The following is a 21,417-nucleotide window of genomic DNA, read 5'->3' on the forward strand; positions in this document are numbered from 1 at the left end:
ATATTGCTAACATATTCCATATGAGATACGATAAAGTTATCAAAATATGACAGGAGGTTTTCTTTAATGACAAGTCACTCACATGTTGAAACTCCAGCAGCACACTTGCTAAAACATGCTCGTTTTCTCGAGTATACCACTGCTAGTGATCCGATTGGTAGCGGTGTGATCAATCCCGTGCCAATGAAAGAGTTTGGTCCCGAATTATATCAATCAGGCCATACACGTATCATTCCATTAGACATCTCTAAAGAACTTAAAACAGACTATCCTGCAACAAGCCCATCATTACTTGCTCACTTTATTAAGATTCGTTCTGGTGATACGATCAAAACTGAAGCCCAAGCAACAAGTGAATTATATTACATGATCGAAGGTAATGGTGTGACTGAAGTAGATGGGGAAACAATTCATTGGAAAAAAGGTGATTTTTTAACATTGCCTGCTGGTTCAAACAGCTGTCATACCGCAGAAAAAGATGCCGCAATCTATTATATTACAGATTCGCCACTCCTTCATTATCTAGGCGTGAAACCTGCTAAAGCACGCTTCAAACCGACCCTTTACACTGCTGAAAAAGCAAAAGCCAAATTGACTGAAGTAGCTGAATCCCCTAATGCCCGTTTTCGTAATCGTATTTCCGTTCTATTAAACAATGAGATCTTTGACCAAACGTTAACAATCACACATGTGCTTTGGGCTATGTTTGGCATCGTTCCACCAGGATCCAAGCAAGCCCCTCATAGCCATAAATCAGTAGCTCTCGACTTTGTCGCACATGCGGCACCCGGAACGTACACACTTGTTGGAAATCACATTGATCCGATTACAAAAGAGATCATCAATCCGCAAAAAATAGACTGGGTAACTGGTAAAGCCTTTATTACACCACCTGGGCTATGGCACTCTCATCATAATGAATCAGATGAACCAGCTTATATTATTCCCATTCAAGATGCCGGTCTGCACACATATTTACGCACATTGGATATTCAATTTCAACATTATGAAGAAAAGTAGTCAAACAGTTTTGCAGGAAGTTCGAACAGATTAACCTGTCTTCCTGCTATTTTTTTACCTAAATGGCATATCATTATTTCCAGCTTGTGCTTAACTGCATCAAGCGATTTTTGATCAAGCTTTCCGTGGCTAGGCCACTACAACGATTTTGAAGATATCCAATATGATAGACGACTGTTGAGCGATTTTTAACAAGAGCTGATATTCGAGTTACATTTCGGTCAAAAATCGTAAATGTTTGAATAAAAAATGGATTGTTGCTGAGCTAAACTTTCTTTACAGAATGCCGATACATAAATCAAAGCCAGTATGGTTGTTCCCCCTCGATAATCTTTCTTTTTCCAAGTAACACATGCAGTATACCATGCTGGCTTTTTCCCTTATACCTGCCTATAATCATGAGGGGGGGATACTGTTGATGAAAAAAATTGGTTTTTATGGATTTTTGTCGTCTGTCTTATTGAACATATTTTTAACAGACAACTTTGTAAGTGATGTCATGTCCATCGCAAGTTTTGTTTTTATTTTAATGTACATGTGGGATTTGATTAAAAAAGACACTATAAAAGTAATTGTCTTAAAAGGGATTATGGTCATTATTTCAACGTTTTTACTGGTGTTTGTGATCATGAAAGGCCAGAAATTCATTTCAAGTCTTGCATTTCTCAATGGTTGGGAAACCATAGCTAAAATCGTTTATATTTTATTCGTGTTGATCTTAATATCCATACCGATATCTTACATAAATAACAAGCTGGAGAATTTAGACAAAGAGACATCTTGATATAAGAATGTCTCTTTGTACTTTTTAGCTCCATACATCTTTCACATAACGCATGTCTGTTTGCAGTTTATTCAACCAGTTTTCTGCTTCAACCTCATTTGTTTTAAAGATTGTTTGATAAGCATCTCGAAGCACTTTCTCAACGTCAGGCGCCATGCGATTGGCATCACCGCAAACGTAGAGATATGCACCATTACAAAGCAAATCGATAAGTTTTTCTTCATCTTCCTTCATCAGATCTTGCACATATGTTTTCGGACGATCTTCACACCGAGAAAAAGCTGTGTGCAGATAGACAATCCCGTCTTCTACCGCCTTTTCCAATTCATCTTGATAGAGATAGTCCTGTTTAGGATGTCGACAACCAAAATAAAGGTGAGCTTCACCAAGACCTGCCCCCGCTTGTTTTTGATTAAGCCGTGCCTGCAGAAAGCCACGAAATGGAGCAATCCCTGTTCCCGGTCCAACCATAATAATCGGTGTTTCAGGATCTTTAGGCAGTTGAAAACCAAACTGTGACTTGTGAATAAAGCAAGTAACACCGTCTCCAGGAGAAAGCATCGCCAGATAGTTTGAGGCAACTCCATCATAATGACCGTGCCCACTCAATGCTGGACCGCTGACAACGGCAACAGTAATGCTTGTTTTTCGCTGATTTTGCCGCGGTGAGCTTGAAATAGAATAATATCTTGGCTTAAGTGGTGGTAAAAGTGAGAGAAAACGGGCAAATGGTAGTTCACAAGCCGGGTATTGTTCCAGCAAATCAAGCAATGATAAGCGCTTGGTCAAGACAACCTTTTGATATGTTTGATCGTTTAACAGTTCTTCCAATTCTCGTTTATGGGGTGGACATGTTGTATGAACAGCTAATTCTCGTATTTGTGCTCTTGTTGCAGGTTCTTGCAATTCAACACAGTTTTCAAATAGATTAATCAGATCGACCGGTTGGTTTAAAGGTAAATGAGCAACATCACGGCGACTGTTAATCTGGATTTGTTCATTTCCGCTTAGTTCAAAACGCTTAAGCACTCGGTTCATCAACTTAGGACGATTTTTTGGCAATACACCGAGATGATCACCTTCAGAAAATTTGATTCCTTCAGGCAAAGATACTTCAATATGACGGGTACTTCTTCCGCTCTTTTCTTGCTGAAGTTCACGGTTTGTTAATACTTGGGCTGTAAAAGCATTGTAAGTTTGGGCAAGCGGTGAGGCTGGTGTTGCATTGATCCACTCAATCGACAGGGAGTGTCTGTCTAATTCTCGTTGATCATCTTCATGTAATGAGAATGTCTTCCGTAAATTTGTCCATAAACTGTTTCGCCAAGTTTCAAACTGATGTTCAAAGTGAGCGTTTACATCACCTTCTCCGAGCATCTGCAGCCTTGTCGCTCCTTTTTTTTCAAAGAGGCTGTCTATCAGACGGGGAATCCGCTGATAAGTACTTGCCCAGTTACGATTTCCACATCCAAATACAGCATATTTAATACCGTTCAAATCTACTTCTTGGTCCTGTTCAAGCCAATTGACAAATTCACGTGCATTGTCAGGTGGATTTCCATTATAAGAAGAGGTAATCACAATCATCGCCCCCTCTTGCGGCATCTTTCCCTTATATTTGTCAAGGACTTCCACCTTGCATTTATATCCTTGAACACTCGCTTGGTCGGCAATCTCTCCCGCAAGGCTTTCAGCGGTTCCAAGGTTTGATCCATAGAGAACGAGAAGTGGTGTTCCATGGGCATGTTTTTCCATCTGTTGTGACCTGCGTTTTTCTGTTTGCTTACTTTGTACCTTCCTGTTTCTCTGTTTCACACGCATCGTAAATCCTTCTGGCTTGATCGTTAATGACTCTTTGATTGTGAGTTGGTAATTTGAATAATCGTCAAGCTCAAAGTGTTGAAGAATCAGACCGAGCACCATTGTTGCTTCATGAAGAGCAAATTGCATACCAATACAGGCCCTCTGACCGTTCCCAAACGGTTTGTAGGCATGCGGCGGAATGTTTTCCATCTGTTCAAACCGCTCAGGCCGGAATGCTTCGACATCTTTTCCCCAAACACGTTGATCCCGATGTAAAACCGGAGCTAAAACCGTCACGTTTTGTCCTTTAGGAATCAAATATTTTCCACCGATCACGGTTTCTTCTTTGGCATAGAGTGAAAAACCGGGAGCTGTCGGCCACAGTCTTAATGATTCATTTAAAATCATTCGAATATATTTCAACTGCTTCACCTGTTGATAAGAAGGTTGAGGATCTGTCAGGACGCGATCGGCTTCATCATACGCTTTTGTTAAAATATCGGGATGCTTCAGCAGAAGATAGAGTGCAAAGGATAACAAACCGCTCGTTGTTTCATGCCCTGCAATTAAGAAAGTAATCATTTGATAGCGGATGTTTTTGTCATCAAGTTTTTCTCCTGATTCAGGATCTTTTGCATGCAGCATCAGAGAAAGCAAATCATTCCCGGTTTTGTCGGCATTTTGTTTTCGCTTAGCAATAATCTGATCAACATAAGAAAACATCAGCTCAATATCACGGTTAAAATTCCGCCTTGTTTTGAACATCAGCTGATCTTGCACAGCCAGACGTTTCATTTGCCGCATCGATTCATTTAAACCACGCACCATACTGATGATGAAAGGATGCATCTTTTCTCGATAAAAACTATTAAAACGGTAATTGAAACCGCATAAACCGATCGTGTCCAATGTAAGTCGGGTCATGTCTTCAGGCACATCAATATTATCGTTCTCATGTAACCGAGACCATTTTTGGATGAGCTGCATGGCAATATCAAGCATCATCGAATGATAGCCTTTCATCGCTCTTTGGCTAAAGCTTGGCAACAGAATGTTGTGTGCTTTCTGCCAATTTGGTTCTTCTGTCCAGCTTGTGAATAAACCGTCACCTGCAAAAGCCCGAACTTTCTGAAGTCCTTTAGACAAGTTTTTGGCAAATCGAGATTCATCACAAACCTCACTAGCCAATTCACAGTTAGAAATAAACACGACATCAGTGCCAGAAAACTTAAATCGATAGATCGGTCCCATCTCAGCAGCAATTTTCCATAAAGACTGAGTTGGTTTCCCTTTGTCAAGTAATGGCAGATTCCCAAGCGGCCCATATGTTTTTGGCATAGGAATTTCGCTTAGTTGATTCACTTCACATCATCCTTTCTTTTAAAAATTACCATGTCATCCATGACACTTAATCGCATTCCAAGAACTGTCTTCAATTTTTTCAATTAATTCACAGGGTATTTGGATTTCCCCAGCTCTTACTAGCTTTTGAATATTCACAAAGATACCGAAAACAATCGCACTCAAAATATCGGAAGGCAGTGAACGAATCATGTTTGCCCGTTTTCCTTTTTCAAAAAATAAATAGATAAAATCCAATAGTTCATTAAGAACTTCGCGGCTTTTTTCTGTTAAATAGTGCGCAGTCTTATCAATTTCTAAAAAATAGAGCGCATCAACATTTTCTTGAGAAAACTTGAACAGACTGCGAAAAATGTGCTGAAATTGCTCGTAAACACATCCTGAATATGCCGGATACCCTTTTTTCAATTTTTTCATAAAGCGCTTGACACTTTGTTGAAATAACACATTGACAAGATCTTCTTTGCTGTCAAAATAACGGTAAATCGTCCCGGTCCCGACATTTGCCTTCTCCGCGATCATCGGAATCGTTGTTGCATCAAAACCGCGCTCTGCGAACAGGGCGAGTGAAGCATCAATGATTCTGTCATATTTGCTTTCTGGTTCCATTAAAAGTAACCTCCTTCGAACGGAATGAACGTTCATTCCGCTTGTTACATTTGACAGCCACTCAAAAAAACCTTTTTTAACAAAGCAAAAAAGTAAAATCAGGAAGTTTATATTATGTGGTCCATAGGTATTTTTGCATATTTAAATCAGCCATCAAAAAAAGAGCTGCTTTAACACAGCTCCCTCTGCTAAACCTATTTTGCTTTTTTGACCTTGACTTGGCTCGCTTTGCTCGCATTTCCAGCTTTGTCAATTGCGATAACTGTCAAAATCGTTTTTGGCTTTTGCTTTTTAATTTTTACAACATATTGGCCTTTTTTATTCACTCTGCCAGTGCCAATTGTTTTTTTGCCAACTTTGATCCTTATATTGGCATTTGCTTCAGCTTTTCCTTTTACAGTGGTGCTTTTATTTGTCACGCTATTAACCTTTGGTGCAGTAGGCGGTGTTTTGTCTTTTACGGTCGTTTTCGTCGCTTTGCTAATATTTCCGGCTTTATCTTTTGCTGTCACAGTGATTGTTGTTCCTGCTTTTTGTTTGCTGACTTTCAGACGAAATTCACCTTTGCCATTTGCTTTGCCAGTACCAATCGTTTTCCCTTTCACTTTTGCGATAACTAACGCATTGGCTTCCGTTTTACCTGTGATGACCTTGCTTTTATCAGTGACTGAATGAATTTTTGGTGTACTTGGCGGAATAGCGTCAGCCACTATGACTTTGACATCGCCGCTTTCCCTGTAAGTATCTGCAGAAGCAGACACATATAAAACCGTATATTCTGTTTGTTTCTTGACTTTTACTTTAAAAATACCTGAAGAATCAGCTTTTCCGGTCGCAATGATTTTTTTGGATTGATCCTTCACCTGAACTGTATAACCAGGTAACGTTTTCCCTGTCACATCAATATCTTTGTTGGTGACGCGTTTTACCGTTGGTTTTTGTGGTGCTTTTTCAACAATGACTCTGACTGAAGCTTCCGCCTGACCGCCTGAAGCCAGCACATGGAGAACTTGATTTGTTTGCTGTACCGGGATGTTCACTTTAAATGTTCCAGAGTTCCCTGCTTTACCCACACCTAATGTTTTATTTCCGCTGACTACTTTCACAGTTGAACCGCTTTTAGCTGTACCCGTAACGGCTGAATGGCGATTTAACACAGGGTTGACTTTCAAGTTGAGTTCAAAGACACTAAACGCATAAAATGCATTGAGCTTACCCCAGCCAGAAATGATATGATATCCAGGTACTTGCACGTCAGGTTCTCCATCAAAATCAATGTCATCACGATAAGGATTATCCTCTTCATTAAATGTGACATCAGCAGTTGTTTCCTTCAAAAACTTTGCCACCTGGTTCGGTTTTAATGACGGATTTTGTGAAATGAGAAGCCCAGCGACAGCAGATACGTGCGGTGCTGCCATCGATGTTCCACTCATATAAGTGACATTGCCATCAGGAACAAGGCTCGGAATATCACTTCCCGGCGCGACCAGGTCAAGCCCTTTACCATAGTTGGAATAGTCTGAGACAAGGGCTAGTTGATTGGTTGCTCCAACTGAAATCGTATATTTTGAAGATGCGGGATAGGAGAGTTCTGAAGCGCCCTCATTTCCACTTGCAGCAATCACCGTCACATTTTTGCTTTGTGCGTATTTCAAAGCATATTCAATCACCCTGCTGTACGGTCCGCCAAGGCTTAGATTAATGACTTTTGCCCCGTGATCGACAGCATAGATAATCCCATAGGCAATTTTTTCAGTATCTCCCTCCCCTGAACGATCCAAAACTTTCACTGGGAGAATTTTCGCATGCGGATTAATTCCAGCCATTGAATAATGATTATCAGCAGCTGCTGCGATAATCCCGGAAACATGTGTGCCATGTCCGTTATCATCCATTGCATCCCCATTACGGCTAATATAATTAAATCCGGATTCTTGTTCAACACTGGCACTTAAATCTTGAAGTGTATGGTCAACACCTGTGTCAACAACAGCAATCACTGTATTTTGAAGCGGTTTGTTGACCAGAAGTTTCTGAAGTTTTTCAAATTGAATATCTACATGCTTGCTGCTGTTTTTAAGTGACCATTGATAAGGATACTGAACATCAGCTGATAACGCATGATACTGCTGAACTGGTTCGATAAATTCCACCTCAGGCAACCTCGATATTTTACCAGTAGCGGCTGCGTGATAGCCGTTTGTATGGTGTTGATCCATTTCCACCACATACATATTTTGAAACATTTTATTTTTTGAGACGGAGTCGACAGTGCCAGCCCCGAAAGATTTCACTTTCGCTTTGAAAGAACGCAATCTTTTGTGATCTTTTAATTTCACAATATAGCGATTTTTTGTTGCGATTTTTAAACTTGAATTTGTAAGACCTGCTTTTTCTAGTACTGTTGACACTTTACTGCCTGCCAAATCTTCAATTTTAATATCTTTTATGATTTGATCCATTTGTTTTTTGAGTGCTTCAGGAACGGCATCACGTACTGTTTTGTGAAGGCGATAGATCGCTTTTTGGTCCTCTTTTGTTATCGTATATTGACTCGCCTGTCCGTTTTTTGCGATATCGGCAAACAGCGATTTCAATTGAACTAAATCGCTAGACACCGTATTCTGAATTGATTGTTTAGACAGCATTTTTGAACCTATGAAGGGAGCAGCTTTATCATATAAAGAAGACCATTTTTTTCCTTTATCGGTTTTTTCAAACAGATGATCTCTAATCATGCTCAAATGTTTGTAGCTTGTCTTTTCTGGTGTGCTTAATTCTTCTTTCTGTTGGTCTAATGGGGAAAGGGTGACACCTTGATAATTGATGGTGTAAGGGATGTCTTGATGTTGTAAAGTTTCTTCTTGATTATTTTCGATCTTGATATAGTAGGGACCTTTCCAAGCGATTGGAAAGTCGATGACTGCGGGAATCTTTGGATAGGAATAACCGATATACCGAGCAAATGTATGACCTTTAATAGCATTCTCTAAGCTGGAATAAATCGAGATGGTCAGCTCTTTTTCTGATTGGAGTTTGATGCGAAAGTGTGTGTAATTTGCGATTTCCTTTTGTTGAGGCTCTATTTTATACCAATGTTCTTTTTCTTGATTTTTAAATACTGTATTCACTGATGAACTGTTAGTTAATGTCGTTTCTTTGAAAGATGATTGGTTTTCTGCCGCCATGGTCTTTACAGCAGGAAACTGTCCAAATACAAGTGTAAACATGAGCATGAAAACAAAGAAAACGCAAACCTTTCTTTTTTCCATATGGCACACCTCCGCCAAATTTAGTTAAACATATTCACTTTGCTAATATTAAACCATGATTATCAACTTATTGGAATAGTTTTCTGTTAAAAGCCAACCTATGTACTAATAGAGGTGTTAGAATTCATAGTGCCAGACGGTCATTTGTACCTATGTCTTGTGTATGTATAACAGAAAGTGAATGGGCAGGGCGCGGCAAACTGGAGGATCTTTTTTCGCGAAGTGATCTATCCGCCCTATCAATTTTTCTTATAAATGCATAGGATGTATGGAAATTTAACTTTAAAAAGGTGGTGCTATTTTTATGGGCTTCGGTTTTGGATATCCAGGTCGCTGCTGCGGTTATGGCGGCGGATACGGTTATGGCGGCGGAGTTGGCTATGGCGGTGGATTCGCGCTCATCGTCGTTCTTTTCATTCTCTTGATCATTGTAGGCGCATGCTGGGCGTACTAATTAGGAGATCTTACCCTGTCATTGCTTGCGCATAATGAGATTGATTTCTCTTTTTCCGTAGAGACTAAATCTTGTCTTTAACAGCACTTTGCTGAGGACTTGCTCGCATCTAATCCGAAAAGGAACAGAGAACGACGTTTTCTGTTCCTTTTTCGTAGAAAGCGGTCAGGAAGAATTCCCCCTACCTGCTGGATTACCGATAAGGCAACCAAAAACCGGCTCGTCGAGTTCTTTCAATTCTTCGTCGGCGATATGGATTACCATAACCATGCTTAAAAGAATGTGGCATAGATGAATAACCATGACCGATAAAAGACATTCTGTGATCTTTCATCATGAATCTGCATCCCTCTCTTATGTTTTTAATATTCATATGCAGATCATTGAAGGATGGACCTACTTAAAGAAATAGCTAAACTTGATCTTTCTCCTGTGTATAATGTGCCAGCAGTTCCCTTCTATACATCATAGCAATCTCTCCTTTCATTCTCGTTTTGATTAGCGTTGGCTATTCAAATAAAGATACTTTAACTGCCGATCTTTCATTTCATTGTACAGCTGTTCGATCTGATGTTCTCGTTCATACTCTTCTGGACTTTTAAATTTTTTTTGAATCGTCAGTGTTAAGAAGAATAAATTAATCGTCATATCACTCACCTCCTTTAAAGTTTGCTACAAAACATAAAACAACCCGCAGATCATTTGACAAACCTGCGGGTGCAAACAAAAACCGCCAGACAAAAACAAAACGATGTCTTTATCTTGCGAGAAGGAAAGCGTATTGTTCTAACTTCCTAACGTATTTTGTAAAAAGCAATGGTTAAGGAAGGGCACAATCTCTCCCACAGGTTGAATGAAACATATATTCACAAGGTCTAGTGTATGTAGTTAATTCCGATTTCATGTTCATCAACCTCCTTACTTTTTTGATTACTTTGTAAGTATATCCATCAACTTCCTATTTGTAAACCTTTTTTTCAAAAAATGGACATAAAAAAATACAGAAAGTCTTAAGACTCTCTGTTTATGATTCTTCCATTTCATCTAATTGTCTTTTATATTTGAGTGAACGCTTAACACAAAAGAAAGCACCCGCTAAAAAACTGCATGTCGCAAACATCATCACCGATTGTTGGAATAATGTTAGCCCTTGATTAGGGATGATGGTGCCGATATACAAAAAAGTACTGACACTGAGTAGTGTAAAGGCAAACTGCTTGTAATCTTCCATCAAGGCTTTTACTTTTTTCTTATGCATATGATCACCTGTTTAGATTCATATAAGATATGATTTAGAATAACATAGCATAACAGTTTGCAGGACATGTAAATTCAGGTAATCAAGCAAGCGGAGCTAATCCTTGTTCTAAGTCTTCTAAGAGATCATCAATATCTTCAATCCCAACGGAAACGCGAATCAAGCCATCAGTAATGCCCAGCTCAAGACGACGATCTTGCGGAATTGATGCATGAGTCATTCGTGCAGGCACCGAGATCAAACTTTCAACAGCGCCTAAACTTTCGGCGATCGTAAACAGTTTTAGTCTTTCTAAAACAAGGTCGACATGTTGTTCCTTCCCGATGTCAAATGAAAGCATTCCACCAAATCCTCTGCTTTGTCGTTTGGCAACGTTGTGACCGGAATGGGACGGAGAACCTGGATCATACACCTTTTGCACAGCTTTATGACTTTCTAAATATCGGCCGATTTTCCGAGCATTGTGCTCATGAGCTTCCATTCTTAAGGCTAATGTTTTCATGCCTCTCATAAGCAGCCATGCGTCCTGAGGTCCGAGAATGCCTCCTGTAGAGTTTTGAATAAAATGAAGCTGTTCCCCTAATTCTTTAGTAGCAGTCACGACTAGTCCGCCAACGACATCACTGTGTCCCCCCAAATATTTAGTTGCACTGTGAAGAACGATGTCAGCACCAAATGAAATCGGGTTTTGAAAATATGGTGTATTAAACGTATTATCAACAATGAAGAAGAGCCGATGGTTTTTGGTTATTTCAGAGACTTTTTGCAAATCTGTAATTTTTAAAAGCGGATTTGTTGGTGTCTCAATGTAAATGGCTTTTGTGTTTGGTTTGATCGCATTTTCAATATGATCGATACTGCTTGTGTCGCAAAATGTTGTTTCAATGCCCATGCGGTTAAAGACTTTCGCCATGACTCGATATGTTCCACCATATACGTCATCTGTTAAAATGATATGATCACCATGGTTAAATAGCATCATGACCGCACTTATCGCAGCCATTCCGGAACTAAACGCATAACCTGCCGCTCCCCCTTCAAGCTCGGCGATTAAAGATTCCAGTGCCGCTCTTGTTGGGTTTCCTGTTCTTGAATATTCATATCCTGTGTGCATCCCTGCTCGCGGTTGTTTATAGGTGCTGACCTGATAAATGGGAACTGAGACAGCACCGGTTATTTCATCACCTGTGATTCCACCGTGAATCATTTTCGTTTTTTGTTTCATACTAAATGCCTCCTTCATATATTTTTTTGCTTACATAACGGTCACTACTATCAGGAAATATCGTCACAATATTTGTGCCTTCTGTCGCATGTTCAGCTTCTTTTAATGCGGCAAATAAAGCGGCACCTGATGAACTTCCAATCAGAAGCCCCTCTTTTTCCGCTGCCTCTTTCACAAGACGGAAAGCATCTTGATCGGAAACGGTATAAATCTCATCAAAATGGCTTTGATCCATATATTCAGGTATGAATTCCATTCCGATCCCTTCGGTTTTATGCCCATGCGGCTCTCCTCCGTTTAATATTGAACCCTCCGGTTCAACAATCACCGTTTTAATGGACGATCTTTTTTCTTTTAAAAACCGTGCAGTCCCGGCAAATGTACCACCTGATCCGGCACCCGCAACAAATATATCAACCTTGCCATCAAGATCATTCCAAATTTCAGGAGCAAGCGTTTTATAGTAAGCCAATGGATTTACTTGGTTTTTAAACTGCAAAAAACAATGGGAATTGTCAATCTGTTTCTCAAGTTCAAGTGCCTTTGCGATCGCCCCTTTCATCCCTTCACTTCTTGGTGTATGAACAATTTCCGCACCTAGTGCTTTCATGATCGCTTGTTTTTCCATACTAAAATGTTCAGGAACACAAAAAATCGAGTGGAGACCGTACTTTCTGGCAGTTAACGCTAAGCCGATTCCTGTATTACCAGCCGTAGCTTCAATTACAGTACCGCCTGGTGTTAACTTTCCAGAAGTGAGTGCATCTGTAATCAACATGTCTCCCAACCGATCTTTAATGCTCCCGCCCGGATTCATCATTTCAAGTTTTGCATAGACATTAACACCTTGAGGCGTTTGAAAATGCAACAGTTGTAAAAGTGGTGTTTGCCCTATTAATTGTGTGACATCTGTGATGACATTCAACGTTTTCTCCTCCTTTTCAAAAGAAAGGGAAGAGCTCCCTCTCTATTCATTGATTTTTTTTACCATCCGAAGTACAAGTTCTGTTGAATGTTTTGCAGCCTGTTCCAGGAATTGATCAAACGACACTTCCGACTCTTTTCCAGCAATATCTGAAAGTGCTCTAATCACAACAAACGGAACAGTGAATTGATGGCAAACTTGTGCGACAGCTGCTGCTTCCATTTCAACAGCATACAGATTTTCAAATTTACTGCGGATGAATGCTACCCGTTCTGGATCACTCATAAAGGAGTCACCAGTAGCAATCGTTCCTTTCACAATTTGAATATGCGAAAGCTCTCTAGCTTCTTCCTCAGCTATTTTGATTAATTGGCTGTCAGCCTGAAAAGCGGCTGGTAATTGAGGGACCTGTCCATATTCATAATCAAAAGCTGTCACATCAACATCGTGGTGGCGAACTTCAGTGGAAATCACAATATCACCGACATTTAATGCCTGATGAAATCCTCCGGCTGATCCAGTATTGATGACATAATCCGGTTTAAAGCGGTCAAGTAAAATCGTTGTACTCATGGCAGCATTTACTTTACCAATGCCTGATTTCAATAAGACAATCTCTTTTTCTTCATAGCTTCCGCTTGTAAATTCACAGTTTGCAATCACTTCTGTTTTTGATTGTTTTAATTGGCTTCGTAGAATTGTCACTTCTTCTTCCATTGCTCCGATAATGGCAATCTTCATATGTTAACATCCCTTCAAGTTTTCATTTTTACTGCTTCCATTACCCAGACAAAATCATTATATTGTTGAAAGGTGGTCCTGAAATGTTCTGAAGTGAAAATCGCTTCCATTTCAGAAATCGTTGGATAATGTTCTGTTTCAAGATCTTCTGCCAGTTGATAAAAGCCATTCTTTTTCGCATTTTCGATGGCAGCTATGAAGGCTTTGTGATCGCTGAAGACAGTATCAGCAAACACTATTTTACCATGCTCGTTAAGGATATTTCTATATCGCCTTATCGCTTCTCGTTTTTCTTGATTTGTCAAATGGTGAAAAGCATATGAGCTGACAATTGTATCAGGAGAAAACGAAAGTGATGGAAAATCAATGAAATCACCATCTGTAATAACTACATGTTCAGGTAGCTTTTGTTTGGCAATTTCCCTCATTGTTTTTGATGGTTCAATCCCTAATACTTGTTTTTCAGCAGCGGCTAATTTTGCTGTCAAATTTCCAGTTCCGACACCAAATTCGAGAACCTTAGAGCCCGAATGTTTGACAACATCACTCAGAATCTTTTCATAGTTGCGGAATACCTCTCGATATTGAATATCATGGCCTGCCACTGTATCATCATAGGATTCTGCCCAATTTTCAAATAATGGAATGAACTCTCTTCCCACTGGTTTCACTCTCCAATCTTTATAATACCTATAAGTATAGTATGAATTTAATCATGAATTAGTTCTTATCATAACATATCGGACTTTTATTTTGGTAGTAAAATGTGTTTACTTCTTGTCAGAGACAAACTTCTTTGCTTTAATAAGGATTGACTTGAAGTATTGGAGGATGAGATGATGCCGTTTGAACTAGACCTAATCAAAGATAAAATCGAGTTTTTTGAAGCACTGACTTTGGAAGAGCTTGAAAAGAAAGTGAATCAACAGATTGAAAATAACCAAGCACTTTTACTAAAGGTCCATTCGGTTTCTCACCAAACAGCAGTGATGGATAGCCATGTTTTGTACAGTGCAGTCGTTCATTTTAAAGCTGAATAGTTAAAAAGCGGCCGGTTCGTAAACCGCCGCTTTTTTATCATTTCAACTTTTCAACCTTTGTTGGTTTCCACCCTTTACCATCAACCCATGTAATGGCTACCTGATATTTCTCGCCGCTGTCAGTCGCTTGAATCGTTCCTTTTGCATCTTGAGGAGTACCATTATTTCCAACCCAAAGCACTGTCATATTGTCTTTGGAAACGCCTGTTGCATATGAGATTGCTTCTAACATTTCCGCCCAGTCTTGGGATGATGAATCATATGTTGCAGTATGTGCCCCACTCTGTTTTGTACCAATCGGCTTCCAATCTGGATTAATAATCGTTTTTTCAACGTTAGGGCTAGAGCCTCCTTCTGTTATTTTTGCTCCTTCAAACGGATCTTTTGCTTTGTCTTTTTCATCATCTGAGGCTGTCTCTTTATCTTTTTTTGAATCTGAATCACTTTTTTCTTTCTCATCTGAAGCAGAGTCATTTTTTTCTTTATCGTTGGAATCCGTTTTTTCTTTGTCTTTTACATCTTCATCAGATGTTTGATTTTTCTTATCTGAAGCAGGTGCTTCTGTTGTTTGTTTCGTATCGTTTTTGGAACCGTCTTCCTGTTGCGCTTGCTCTTTCGGGCTGTTCATCAACAGGTTGGTGGCAATGACGACAATTAAAACCAATACAACACCTATTAAAATGTTAAGCACAAGATTCGCTTTTCTGCGCTTATCACGATTTTCAAATCGAGATTCCCTAGTTTTGCTCAAATTCTTTGCACTCCTTTTTCCCTTACGCCTCACTTTTTATTTTACCATCACCTGAGGCATTCTTCTATGTCTTGTTCTTTTCAATTTTATATACTATTTTAACAATATCATAAAATATAGCGTTTGTCGCAGCCTTGCCCTCTGGTGTGTCCATATCAACAACTACAAGTGCATATTTTGGTTTGTCAGCCGGAAAATAACCAGCAAACCACTTATGGTAAAGCCTTTTTTTATCTTCTGTGAGCTTACCTGTTTCCGCTGTTCCTGATTTCCCAGATACATCAAAAGGTAAGTCACGGAAACGTCTGCCTGTCCCTTTACGAGATGTCACAACTTTTCTAAGTAGTTTTTGCAGCCTTTGTGCTGTATAATGATCGATTGTGTCTCCAGACAAGTCTTGATCTTTAAATGAGGTCATCAATGTACCATTTTTATATTCGATCTGATCAGCGACTTTAACTTGTTTTTTCTCACCACCTCTTGCAATGGTTGCCATCATATTGGCAATTTCTAAAGGCGTTAGCTTAACATTTTTTTGTCCAATGGCGGTTTGCGCAATCGCTTTCTTCACTTTCTTATCATGTTGATCACCCCAGATTGCCCCTGTTCCTTCATGATAAAGTTGCTTAAAGTCATCTTGATGAAAAAGAGACCCTTCCCAGCCGACTTGCTCAGTTAGTCCGAGTTTACGAGAGGTATCCTCAATAATAGAGTCTTTTTTTTTCATTAACTGCTGTGCTAGGCTTGTAAATGTATAATTGCAGCTTTGGGCAAAACCTTCTTCCAAATTCAGTTTCCCTTTGTCTTCTCCAGGTTTGCCGTAAAGATTCAAATTGCAGTTGAACGTTTTTGAAGGATGATCTAATCCTGTTTCGATCGTTGCTGCAGCAATGACAGTTTTAAAAACAGAACCTGGATACATTGGGGTCAACATGTAGTTTTGTCTCGTTTTTTGCGATGCCATGTTTAAATCAGGTTTACTAGCTATCCCAAGCAGACTGCTTTTTTCGATATCAAGAAGAATCGCCCCTCCCTTTTTTAAATGATGGTCATCCAAAGTTTGTTCCAGCGACTTTTGCATTTCCTTATCTAATGTTGTTTTAATTTGTAATGGATAAAATGGATTTGCATCTGCAGTATATTTGACGTCCATGCCAAACAAAGGGTTACCCAATCCATCAACATGATACAACAGTTTTGTGTCTTGTTCAGGAAGTAATAATTCGTCAAATGTCCGTTCCAAACCAAAGGTGCCAATTTTCGTTGAGATCGATAAATCTTTTTTGTGCGGATACTTGTTGCGAAGGAGTTGCGGGTCTTGGTTTGTCATCCCAATCGTATGGGAAGCCAATCTGCTTTTTTTGGTTTTTTCTATGTATACGCCATATATTCCGGGATATTTCAATTTATTAATTTTTTCAAGCATCATCTTCGATATTGAGCCTTTTTCATTTTTGGTAAGGATGATCGGTTTTTTTGCTTGTTCTAATTTATGGTTGATCTCCACTTCTGACATATTTAAAATATCGGCAGCATCCTTAATCGGCCATGGTTGCTTTTTCAAAAAAGGAAATAGTACAATTGCAGGTTTTTGGCTAATCGTTAGGGGCTTTCCGTTACGATCTAGAAAAGCACCTCGCCCATCAGATATTTGAACCTCTTCTGTACGCTGTTTAACACTTTCCTGAATTAAGTTGACATTCCATTTAGAAAATGACTCCGTGAAAAACAATTGAATTTCAGCAAGTCTGACAAGTAAAAGAAAAAGTGCGGACGTGATCAAAATCGATATCCATATCATTCGCTTTCGCAATTTCATATAAAAACACCTCATCCACATTGTGGACGAGGGTTTTCGTTACTAAACGGATTTTATGAAATTTTCACAATTTTTACAAGCAAATCTCCACCAGGCGTCTGAACAGTCACTTTATCTCCAGCCTGTTTACCGAGAAGGCTTTTGGCAATCGGAGAATCGTTGGAAATTTTCCCTTCAAAAGGATCTGCCTCTGCACTCCCTACAATCGTGTAGGATTCTTCCTCTCCATCAGGAAGTTCTGTAAAAGTAACGGTTTTACCAAGTGTAACGATGTTTGAGTTCTCTCCATCATCTTCAATGATCTTTGCGTTACGAATCATATTATCAAGTGTTGTGATACGCCCTTCAACAAAGGCCTGCTCTTCTTTTGCTGAATCATACTCAGAGTTTTCGGAAAGATCGCCGAAACTTCTTGCGACTTTGATTCGTTCAACTACCTCTTTACGTTTAACCGTTTTCAAATACTCTAGTTCTTCTTCAAGTTTTTGTTTCCCTTTTTCTGTCATCGGAAAAACTTTCTCTTGTGCCATGTTCCTTCACTCCTTCTAGTTGGTCCCTCATCACTTGTATGTGAAGAGTATAGACTGAAATATACAAGAATGAGGACAACCTATGTCCCCTTCTTCTCCCCCATATTTGTAAAGAATTGTGTACCGGATGGAAGGGTTCCGATAAATCGTGCATATACAGTTAAAGAAGGGCGCACGAGATCCCTTCAATTTCTATACATAATATGGTCAGAGTTGTGTTTGTCTATGCTATGTTATTATAAAATCGCATTTTGTTCAAGAATTGTTTGTATTTTTGTGACCATCAAGTCGATGGCAACCCGATTTTGGCCACCTTCCGGAATAATAATATCAGCATAACGTTTTGTCGGTTCAACAAATTGGTTATGCATCGGCCGAACGACAGAAATGTATTGTTCGATAACAGATTCAATTGAACGGCCTCTTTCTTTAATATCCCTGAGCATCCTTCTGATGATGCGAAGGTCTGCGTCCGTGTCGACGTAAAGTTTGATGTCCATTAACTCGCGAAGCCTCTCATCCTCAAGCACAAGGATTCCTTCCAAGATAATAACATCTTTCGGCTCAACATGCACGACTTCTTCTGAACGAGTATGCAATTTATAATCATAAATCGGCTTTTCAATCGGGCGATATTCCAGCAATTCTTTTAAATGCTCAATCAAAAAGTCATTATCAAATGCAAGCGGGTGATCATAGTTTGTATTCAGTCTTTCTTCAAATGGCAGATGACTTTGATCTTTATAATATAAATCTTGTTCAAGCATTAAAATCGAGTGACCTTTAAACTGTTCATATATGGCTCTTGTGACACTCGTCTTACCAGAGCCTGAACCTCCCGCTATACCAATGACTATCGGTTTCTTCCCCATTGCCAGTTATTGCCCCTTTCTCATCATGTTGCTCGGATAAATCTTTTGGTTCATTTTAAATTTGACGATTTGCAGGGGATGGCGGGCTGCATCGATTACATTGCCTTCTTCGTCCCATATCGTTTCAATTTTACTTGTGTAATTCTCGATTTCCGGACCGAAAAATTCAACTTCGTCTCCAGTTTTAAAGAAATTCCGCTGTTGGAGTGTCACCATTTTCGTTTCTTCATCATAATCAAGAACAAGTCCAACAAAATCGTACGTTGTTTTTTTGCCGTGAATGCCGAACATCTGCTCTTCATAGCCAGGTGTTCCTTCAAAGAAAGCCGGTGCTGTGTCTCTGTTTGCACATTTATCAAGTTCTTTCAGCCACTCTTCTTTAATCACAAATCCTTCAGGATCTGCACAGTAGCTGTCAATTACTTTTCTGTACACACTAACAACTGTTGCAATGTAGTGAATCGATTTCATTCGTCCTTCGATTTTCAGGCTGTCAATTCCCATTTCAATCATTTGCGGAATTGATTCAATCAGTTTCAAATCTTTAGGACTCATCGCAAACGGAGCGTCTTCCTCTTCATAAAGCGGAAGCGATTTTTCGCCTTCCTCTTGATATAAATCATAATCCCAACGGCATGATTGACAGCATCCGCCGCGGTTTGAGTCTCTAGCTGTCATATGGTTGCTTAGTACACAGCGTCCTGAGTAGGCAATACACATAGCACCATGAATAAAAGTTTCAATTTCAATATCTACTTTTTCTTTCATTTCTCTAATTTCAAGTGCACTTGTTTCCCGTGCCAGTACGACACGCTCTAAGCCTTCCTCTTTCCAGAACTGGACAGCCTTCCAGTTTGAAAGGGATTGCTGGGTGCTTAAGTGAACCTCTAACTTTGGTGCGACTCTCCGACATGTTTCAATGATCAGCGGGTCAGCAACGATAATCCCTGAAATGCCCGCGCCTTGTAAATCTTTCAAATAGTCCTCAAGACCATCGATGTTTTCTTGATGTGCGAAAATATTTGTTGTGACATAAATTCTAGCGCCATACTGTTTTGCAAATTCAACACCTTCAGCCATTTCTTCGATTGAAAAATTATCTGCATTTGAACGGAGTCCATATTCACGTCCGCCGATAAACACAGCGTCTGCACCATAATGAACGGCAATTTTCAACTTTTCTAAATTGCCTGCTGGAGCAAGTAGTTCAGGCTTTTTTGTAATGACGCGTTTCCCATTCACAATGTTGGAAATTTTATCTTGAACTGCAGACATGGTTATCCCTCCTTTTAATATACTGTTTCTTTGAAAAAGAACCCGGTATCAAGATTGCGGTTAACGGGTTGCAAGCTTTCGATCTGCTCAATCCATTCGTCTTTTTTCTCTTCATATGCATCTCTGTTTGAGATGTATAGGTCGATGGCTTCACGATACATTGCTGTAACTTTCGTTAAATAGTCTACAGATTTCAATATGCCGTCTATTTTAAACGAATCGATTCCGGCATCAATTAATTCCTCAAGCTCATCAATGATACATACATCATTCGGACTCATAATGTGGGTGCCGTTTTCATCTTCGAAAATCGGATATTTATTGCCGCGTTCTTTATCATGGAGATACATGCCTGTTTCTTTTTTCTTGCCTTCTATATCCATAGCTTTCCCTTGATATTCAAAATAGTTTCCGATCAATGACCGTTTTGACTGAAACATACATGTCATGCCATGCACATGAATTTCAATTTCAACTTCAGCATTAGCTTTAATGTCAATGATGCTGTCCATATTGAGTTCCCTTGCTAATACTGCACGTTTTGCACCTTTTCTTCCCCAGTAATTGCAGGAATGGTGGTTGGTTGCTGTTGTTTCAGTGTTCCAGTGGAGTTTCATGTTTGGTGCTGATTCCCTTGCAGCCATTAAAACGGCTGGATCACCGAATACAACTGCATCAGCACCTGCTTCCTCCAAGAAAGACAGATAATCATTTAATTCCGAAACTTTATCATTATGAAAAATGGCATTCATTGCAACATAGACTTTTACACCCATTTTATGGGCCAAATGAATTGCCTCTTTTACATCATTTCTAGAAAATTCACCCGCTAAGCGTAAGCCATATTTTTGTTCACCGATGATAAAAGCGTCAGCCCCGGCTTCGGCCAAAGGTTTGATATCACGAACAGCTGTCGGTGTCACAAGCAGTTCAGGCTTTTTCATATTTGTTCACCTCTTTTTTACTAACGGCTAAGCCATCTCCGATCGGTAAGATCGTTGTTTCATAATCGGGATGTTCCATTAGCCAATGATTAAAAAGATCTATTTTCTCAACAAGCTTTTTAATTCGTTTGTTTTCAATTTGACTATGATCTCCCGGGACAAGCCCTTTGAACAAAACATTATCAGTAAAAATAATCGCATCTTCTGACAGCATCTGCTCATATAAATTGAAAAATTTCTGATACTGTCCTTTTGCAGCATCAATAAACAGTGCATCATATGGAGCCATCGATTGAACGGCAGCGGAATCGCTGAGTGCATCTCCAAAAAACACATGAATTCTGTCTTCCAGCTGAAATGCCTGAATATTTTTGATCGCTTCCTGGTATCTCTCTTGATCACGCTCGATTGTGAAAATTTCCGTTTGCGGGAGTTTTAGTGCCATTCTAATGGCTGAATATCCAATCGCCGTACCAATCTCAAGAATTTTTTTCGGACTTTTTAGTGATAATAGCTGCAGCAATACTTCAATGCCTGCCGGTTCCATAATCGGTACATTGTGCTCTTTCGCATAAGCCTCAAGTTTCATCACTTCTGCCGGCCGCGGCTTTATGAGTTGTTCCAAATAGCCGGTCAGCTCTTGATATTCGATTTTCACGGGCAGATGGCCTCCCTTTCATAAAAAGAGCTTTAGGTCAGATGTTTTAGAACTACCTAAAGCAGTGAATGT

General features: G+C 39.6%; 21 protein-coding genes. 4 read left to right on the forward strand and 17 right to left on the reverse strand.

What is annotated here, in order from left to right:
* Positions 1-66 precede the first annotated feature (66 nt).
* Positions 67-1,020, forward strand: coding sequence for a cupin domain-containing protein (locus HOO54_RS14680; RefSeq protein WP_172296537.1), 954 nt, complete (start codon positions 67-69; stop codon positions 1,018-1,020).
* A 418-nt stretch (positions 1,021-1,438) separates the two neighbouring features.
* Positions 1,439-1,804 carry a YoqO family protein gene (locus tag HOO54_RS14685; protein WP_253907798.1) on the forward strand — a complete coding sequence of 122 codons (366 nt, stop codon included), beginning with the start codon at positions 1,439-1,441 and terminating at the stop codon, positions 1,802-1,804.
* Positions 1,805-1,828: 24 nt separating this feature from the next.
* Here HOO54_RS14685 and HOO54_RS14690 read toward each other — a convergent pair whose 3' ends face one another.
* The 3 genes from HOO54_RS14690 to HOO54_RS14700 all read right to left on the reverse strand — a co-directional run bounded on the left by HOO54_RS14690 (position 1,829) and on the right by HOO54_RS14700 (position 8,853).
* Positions 1,829-4,945: a bifunctional cytochrome P450/NADPH--P450 reductase gene (locus HOO54_RS14690; protein ID WP_172299593.1), complete on the reverse strand. Its 3,117-nt coding sequence runs from the start codon at positions 4,943-4,945 to the stop codon at positions 1,829-1,831.
* 57 nt (positions 4,946-5,002) lie between these two features.
* Positions 5,003-5,578, reverse strand: a complete 576-nt coding sequence (locus tag HOO54_RS14695) for a TetR/AcrR family transcriptional regulator (protein WP_172296541.1) — start codon at positions 5,576-5,578, stop codon at positions 5,003-5,005.
* A gap of 194 nt (positions 5,579-5,772) precedes the next feature.
* A complete protein-coding gene (locus tag HOO54_RS14700) occupies positions 5,773-8,853 on the reverse strand; it encodes a S8 family peptidase (protein ID WP_172296543.1) in 3,081 nt (1,026 codons plus the stop codon).
* A 304-nt stretch (positions 8,854-9,157) separates the two neighbouring features.
* Between HOO54_RS14700 and HOO54_RS14705 the strand changes: the two genes are divergently transcribed.
* Positions 9,158-9,307: a YjcZ family sporulation protein gene (locus tag HOO54_RS14705; RefSeq protein ID WP_172296545.1), complete on the forward strand. Its 150-nt coding sequence runs from the start codon at positions 9,158-9,160 to the stop codon at positions 9,305-9,307.
* Positions 9,308-9,500: 193 nt separating this feature from the next.
* Here the strand turns inward: HOO54_RS14705 and HOO54_RS14710 are convergent, their stop codons facing one another.
* The 7 genes from HOO54_RS14710 to HOO54_RS14740 form a co-directional block, all read right to left on the reverse strand.
* Positions 9,501-9,644 (reverse strand): hypothetical protein, encoded by a 144-nt coding sequence (locus tag HOO54_RS14710; protein ID WP_172296547.1) that lies wholly within the window; start codon positions 9,642-9,644, stop codon positions 9,501-9,503.
* Positions 9,645-9,805: 161 nt separating this feature from the next.
* On the reverse strand, positions 9,806-9,955 hold the full coding sequence (locus tag HOO54_RS14715; RefSeq protein WP_172296549.1) for a YrzI family small protein: 150 nt from the start codon (positions 9,953-9,955) through the stop codon (positions 9,806-9,808).
* A gap of 376 nt (positions 9,956-10,331) precedes the next feature.
* Complete coding sequence (locus HOO54_RS14720; protein WP_172296551.1) at positions 10,332-10,565, reverse strand: YrhC family protein; 234 nt, start codon at positions 10,563-10,565, stop codon at positions 10,332-10,334.
* Positions 10,566-10,647: 82 nt separating this feature from the next.
* The gene (locus HOO54_RS14725; protein ID WP_172296553.1) at positions 10,648-11,790 is read right to left on the reverse strand and encodes a bifunctional cystathionine gamma-lyase/homocysteine desulfhydrase; all 1,143 of its coding nucleotides are present in this window, start codon (positions 11,788-11,790) and stop codon (positions 10,648-10,650) included.
* A gap of 1 nt (position 11,791) precedes the next feature.
* Positions 11,792-12,715: a PLP-dependent cysteine synthase family protein gene (locus tag HOO54_RS14730; RefSeq protein WP_172296555.1), complete on the reverse strand. Its 924-nt coding sequence runs from the start codon at positions 12,713-12,715 to the stop codon at positions 11,792-11,794.
* Between the two features lie 42 nt (positions 12,716-12,757).
* Complete coding sequence (gene mtnN / locus HOO54_RS14735) at positions 12,758-13,456, reverse strand: 5'-methylthioadenosine/S-adenosylhomocysteine nucleosidase (RefSeq protein ID WP_172296557.1); 699 nt, start codon at positions 13,454-13,456, stop codon at positions 12,758-12,760.
* A 14-nt stretch (positions 13,457-13,470) separates the two neighbouring features.
* Entirely contained in the window at positions 13,471-14,118 is a 648-nt protein-coding gene (locus tag HOO54_RS14740; RefSeq protein WP_172296559.1) for a class I SAM-dependent methyltransferase, read from the reverse strand.
* A gap of 177 nt (positions 14,119-14,295) precedes the next feature.
* Between HOO54_RS14740 and HOO54_RS14745 the strand changes: the two genes are divergently transcribed.
* Positions 14,296-14,496, forward strand: coding sequence for a DUF2536 family protein (locus HOO54_RS14745; protein WP_172296561.1), 201 nt, complete (start codon positions 14,296-14,298; stop codon positions 14,494-14,496).
* Between the two features lie 37 nt (positions 14,497-14,533).
* Here the strand turns inward: HOO54_RS14745 and HOO54_RS14750 are convergent, their stop codons facing one another.
* From HOO54_RS14750 to HOO54_RS14780, 7 genes are all read right to left on the reverse strand, one after another.
* Positions 14,534-15,247 carry a YrrS family protein gene (locus HOO54_RS14750; RefSeq protein WP_172296563.1) on the reverse strand — a complete coding sequence of 238 codons (714 nt, stop codon included), beginning with the start codon at positions 15,245-15,247 and terminating at the stop codon, positions 14,534-14,536.
* Positions 15,248-15,311: 64 nt separating this feature from the next.
* On the reverse strand, positions 15,312-17,066 hold the full coding sequence (locus HOO54_RS14755) for a peptidoglycan D,D-transpeptidase FtsI family protein (protein ID WP_172296565.1): 1,755 nt from the start codon (positions 17,064-17,066) through the stop codon (positions 15,312-15,314).
* Positions 17,067-17,119: 53 nt separating this feature from the next.
* Positions 17,120-17,596: a transcription elongation factor GreA gene (greA, locus tag HOO54_RS14760; RefSeq protein ID WP_172296567.1), complete on the reverse strand. Its 477-nt coding sequence runs from the start codon at positions 17,594-17,596 to the stop codon at positions 17,120-17,122.
* A gap of 236 nt (positions 17,597-17,832) precedes the next feature.
* A complete protein-coding gene (udk, locus tag HOO54_RS14765) occupies positions 17,833-18,468 on the reverse strand; it encodes a uridine kinase (protein WP_172296569.1) in 636 nt (211 codons plus the stop codon).
* A 6-nt stretch (positions 18,469-18,474) separates the two neighbouring features.
* A complete protein-coding gene (locus HOO54_RS14770; RefSeq protein ID WP_172296571.1) occupies positions 18,475-19,743 on the reverse strand; it encodes a peptidase U32 family protein in 1,269 nt (422 codons plus the stop codon).
* Between the two features lie 14 nt (positions 19,744-19,757).
* A complete protein-coding gene (locus HOO54_RS14775) occupies positions 19,758-20,687 on the reverse strand; it encodes a peptidase U32 family protein (RefSeq protein WP_172296573.1) in 930 nt (309 codons plus the stop codon).
* A complete protein-coding gene (locus HOO54_RS14780) occupies positions 20,674-21,276 on the reverse strand; it encodes an O-methyltransferase (protein WP_253907799.1) in 603 nt (200 codons plus the stop codon). Before HOO54_RS14780 ends, HOO54_RS14775 begins: the two co-directional genes overlap by 14 nt.
* Positions 21,277-21,417 lie beyond the last annotated feature (141 nt).

The sequence above is a fragment of the Bacillus sp. WMMC1349 genome (assembly GCF_013155385.1).
GTDB lineage: Bacteria > Bacillota > Bacilli > Bacillales > Bacillaceae > Bacillus.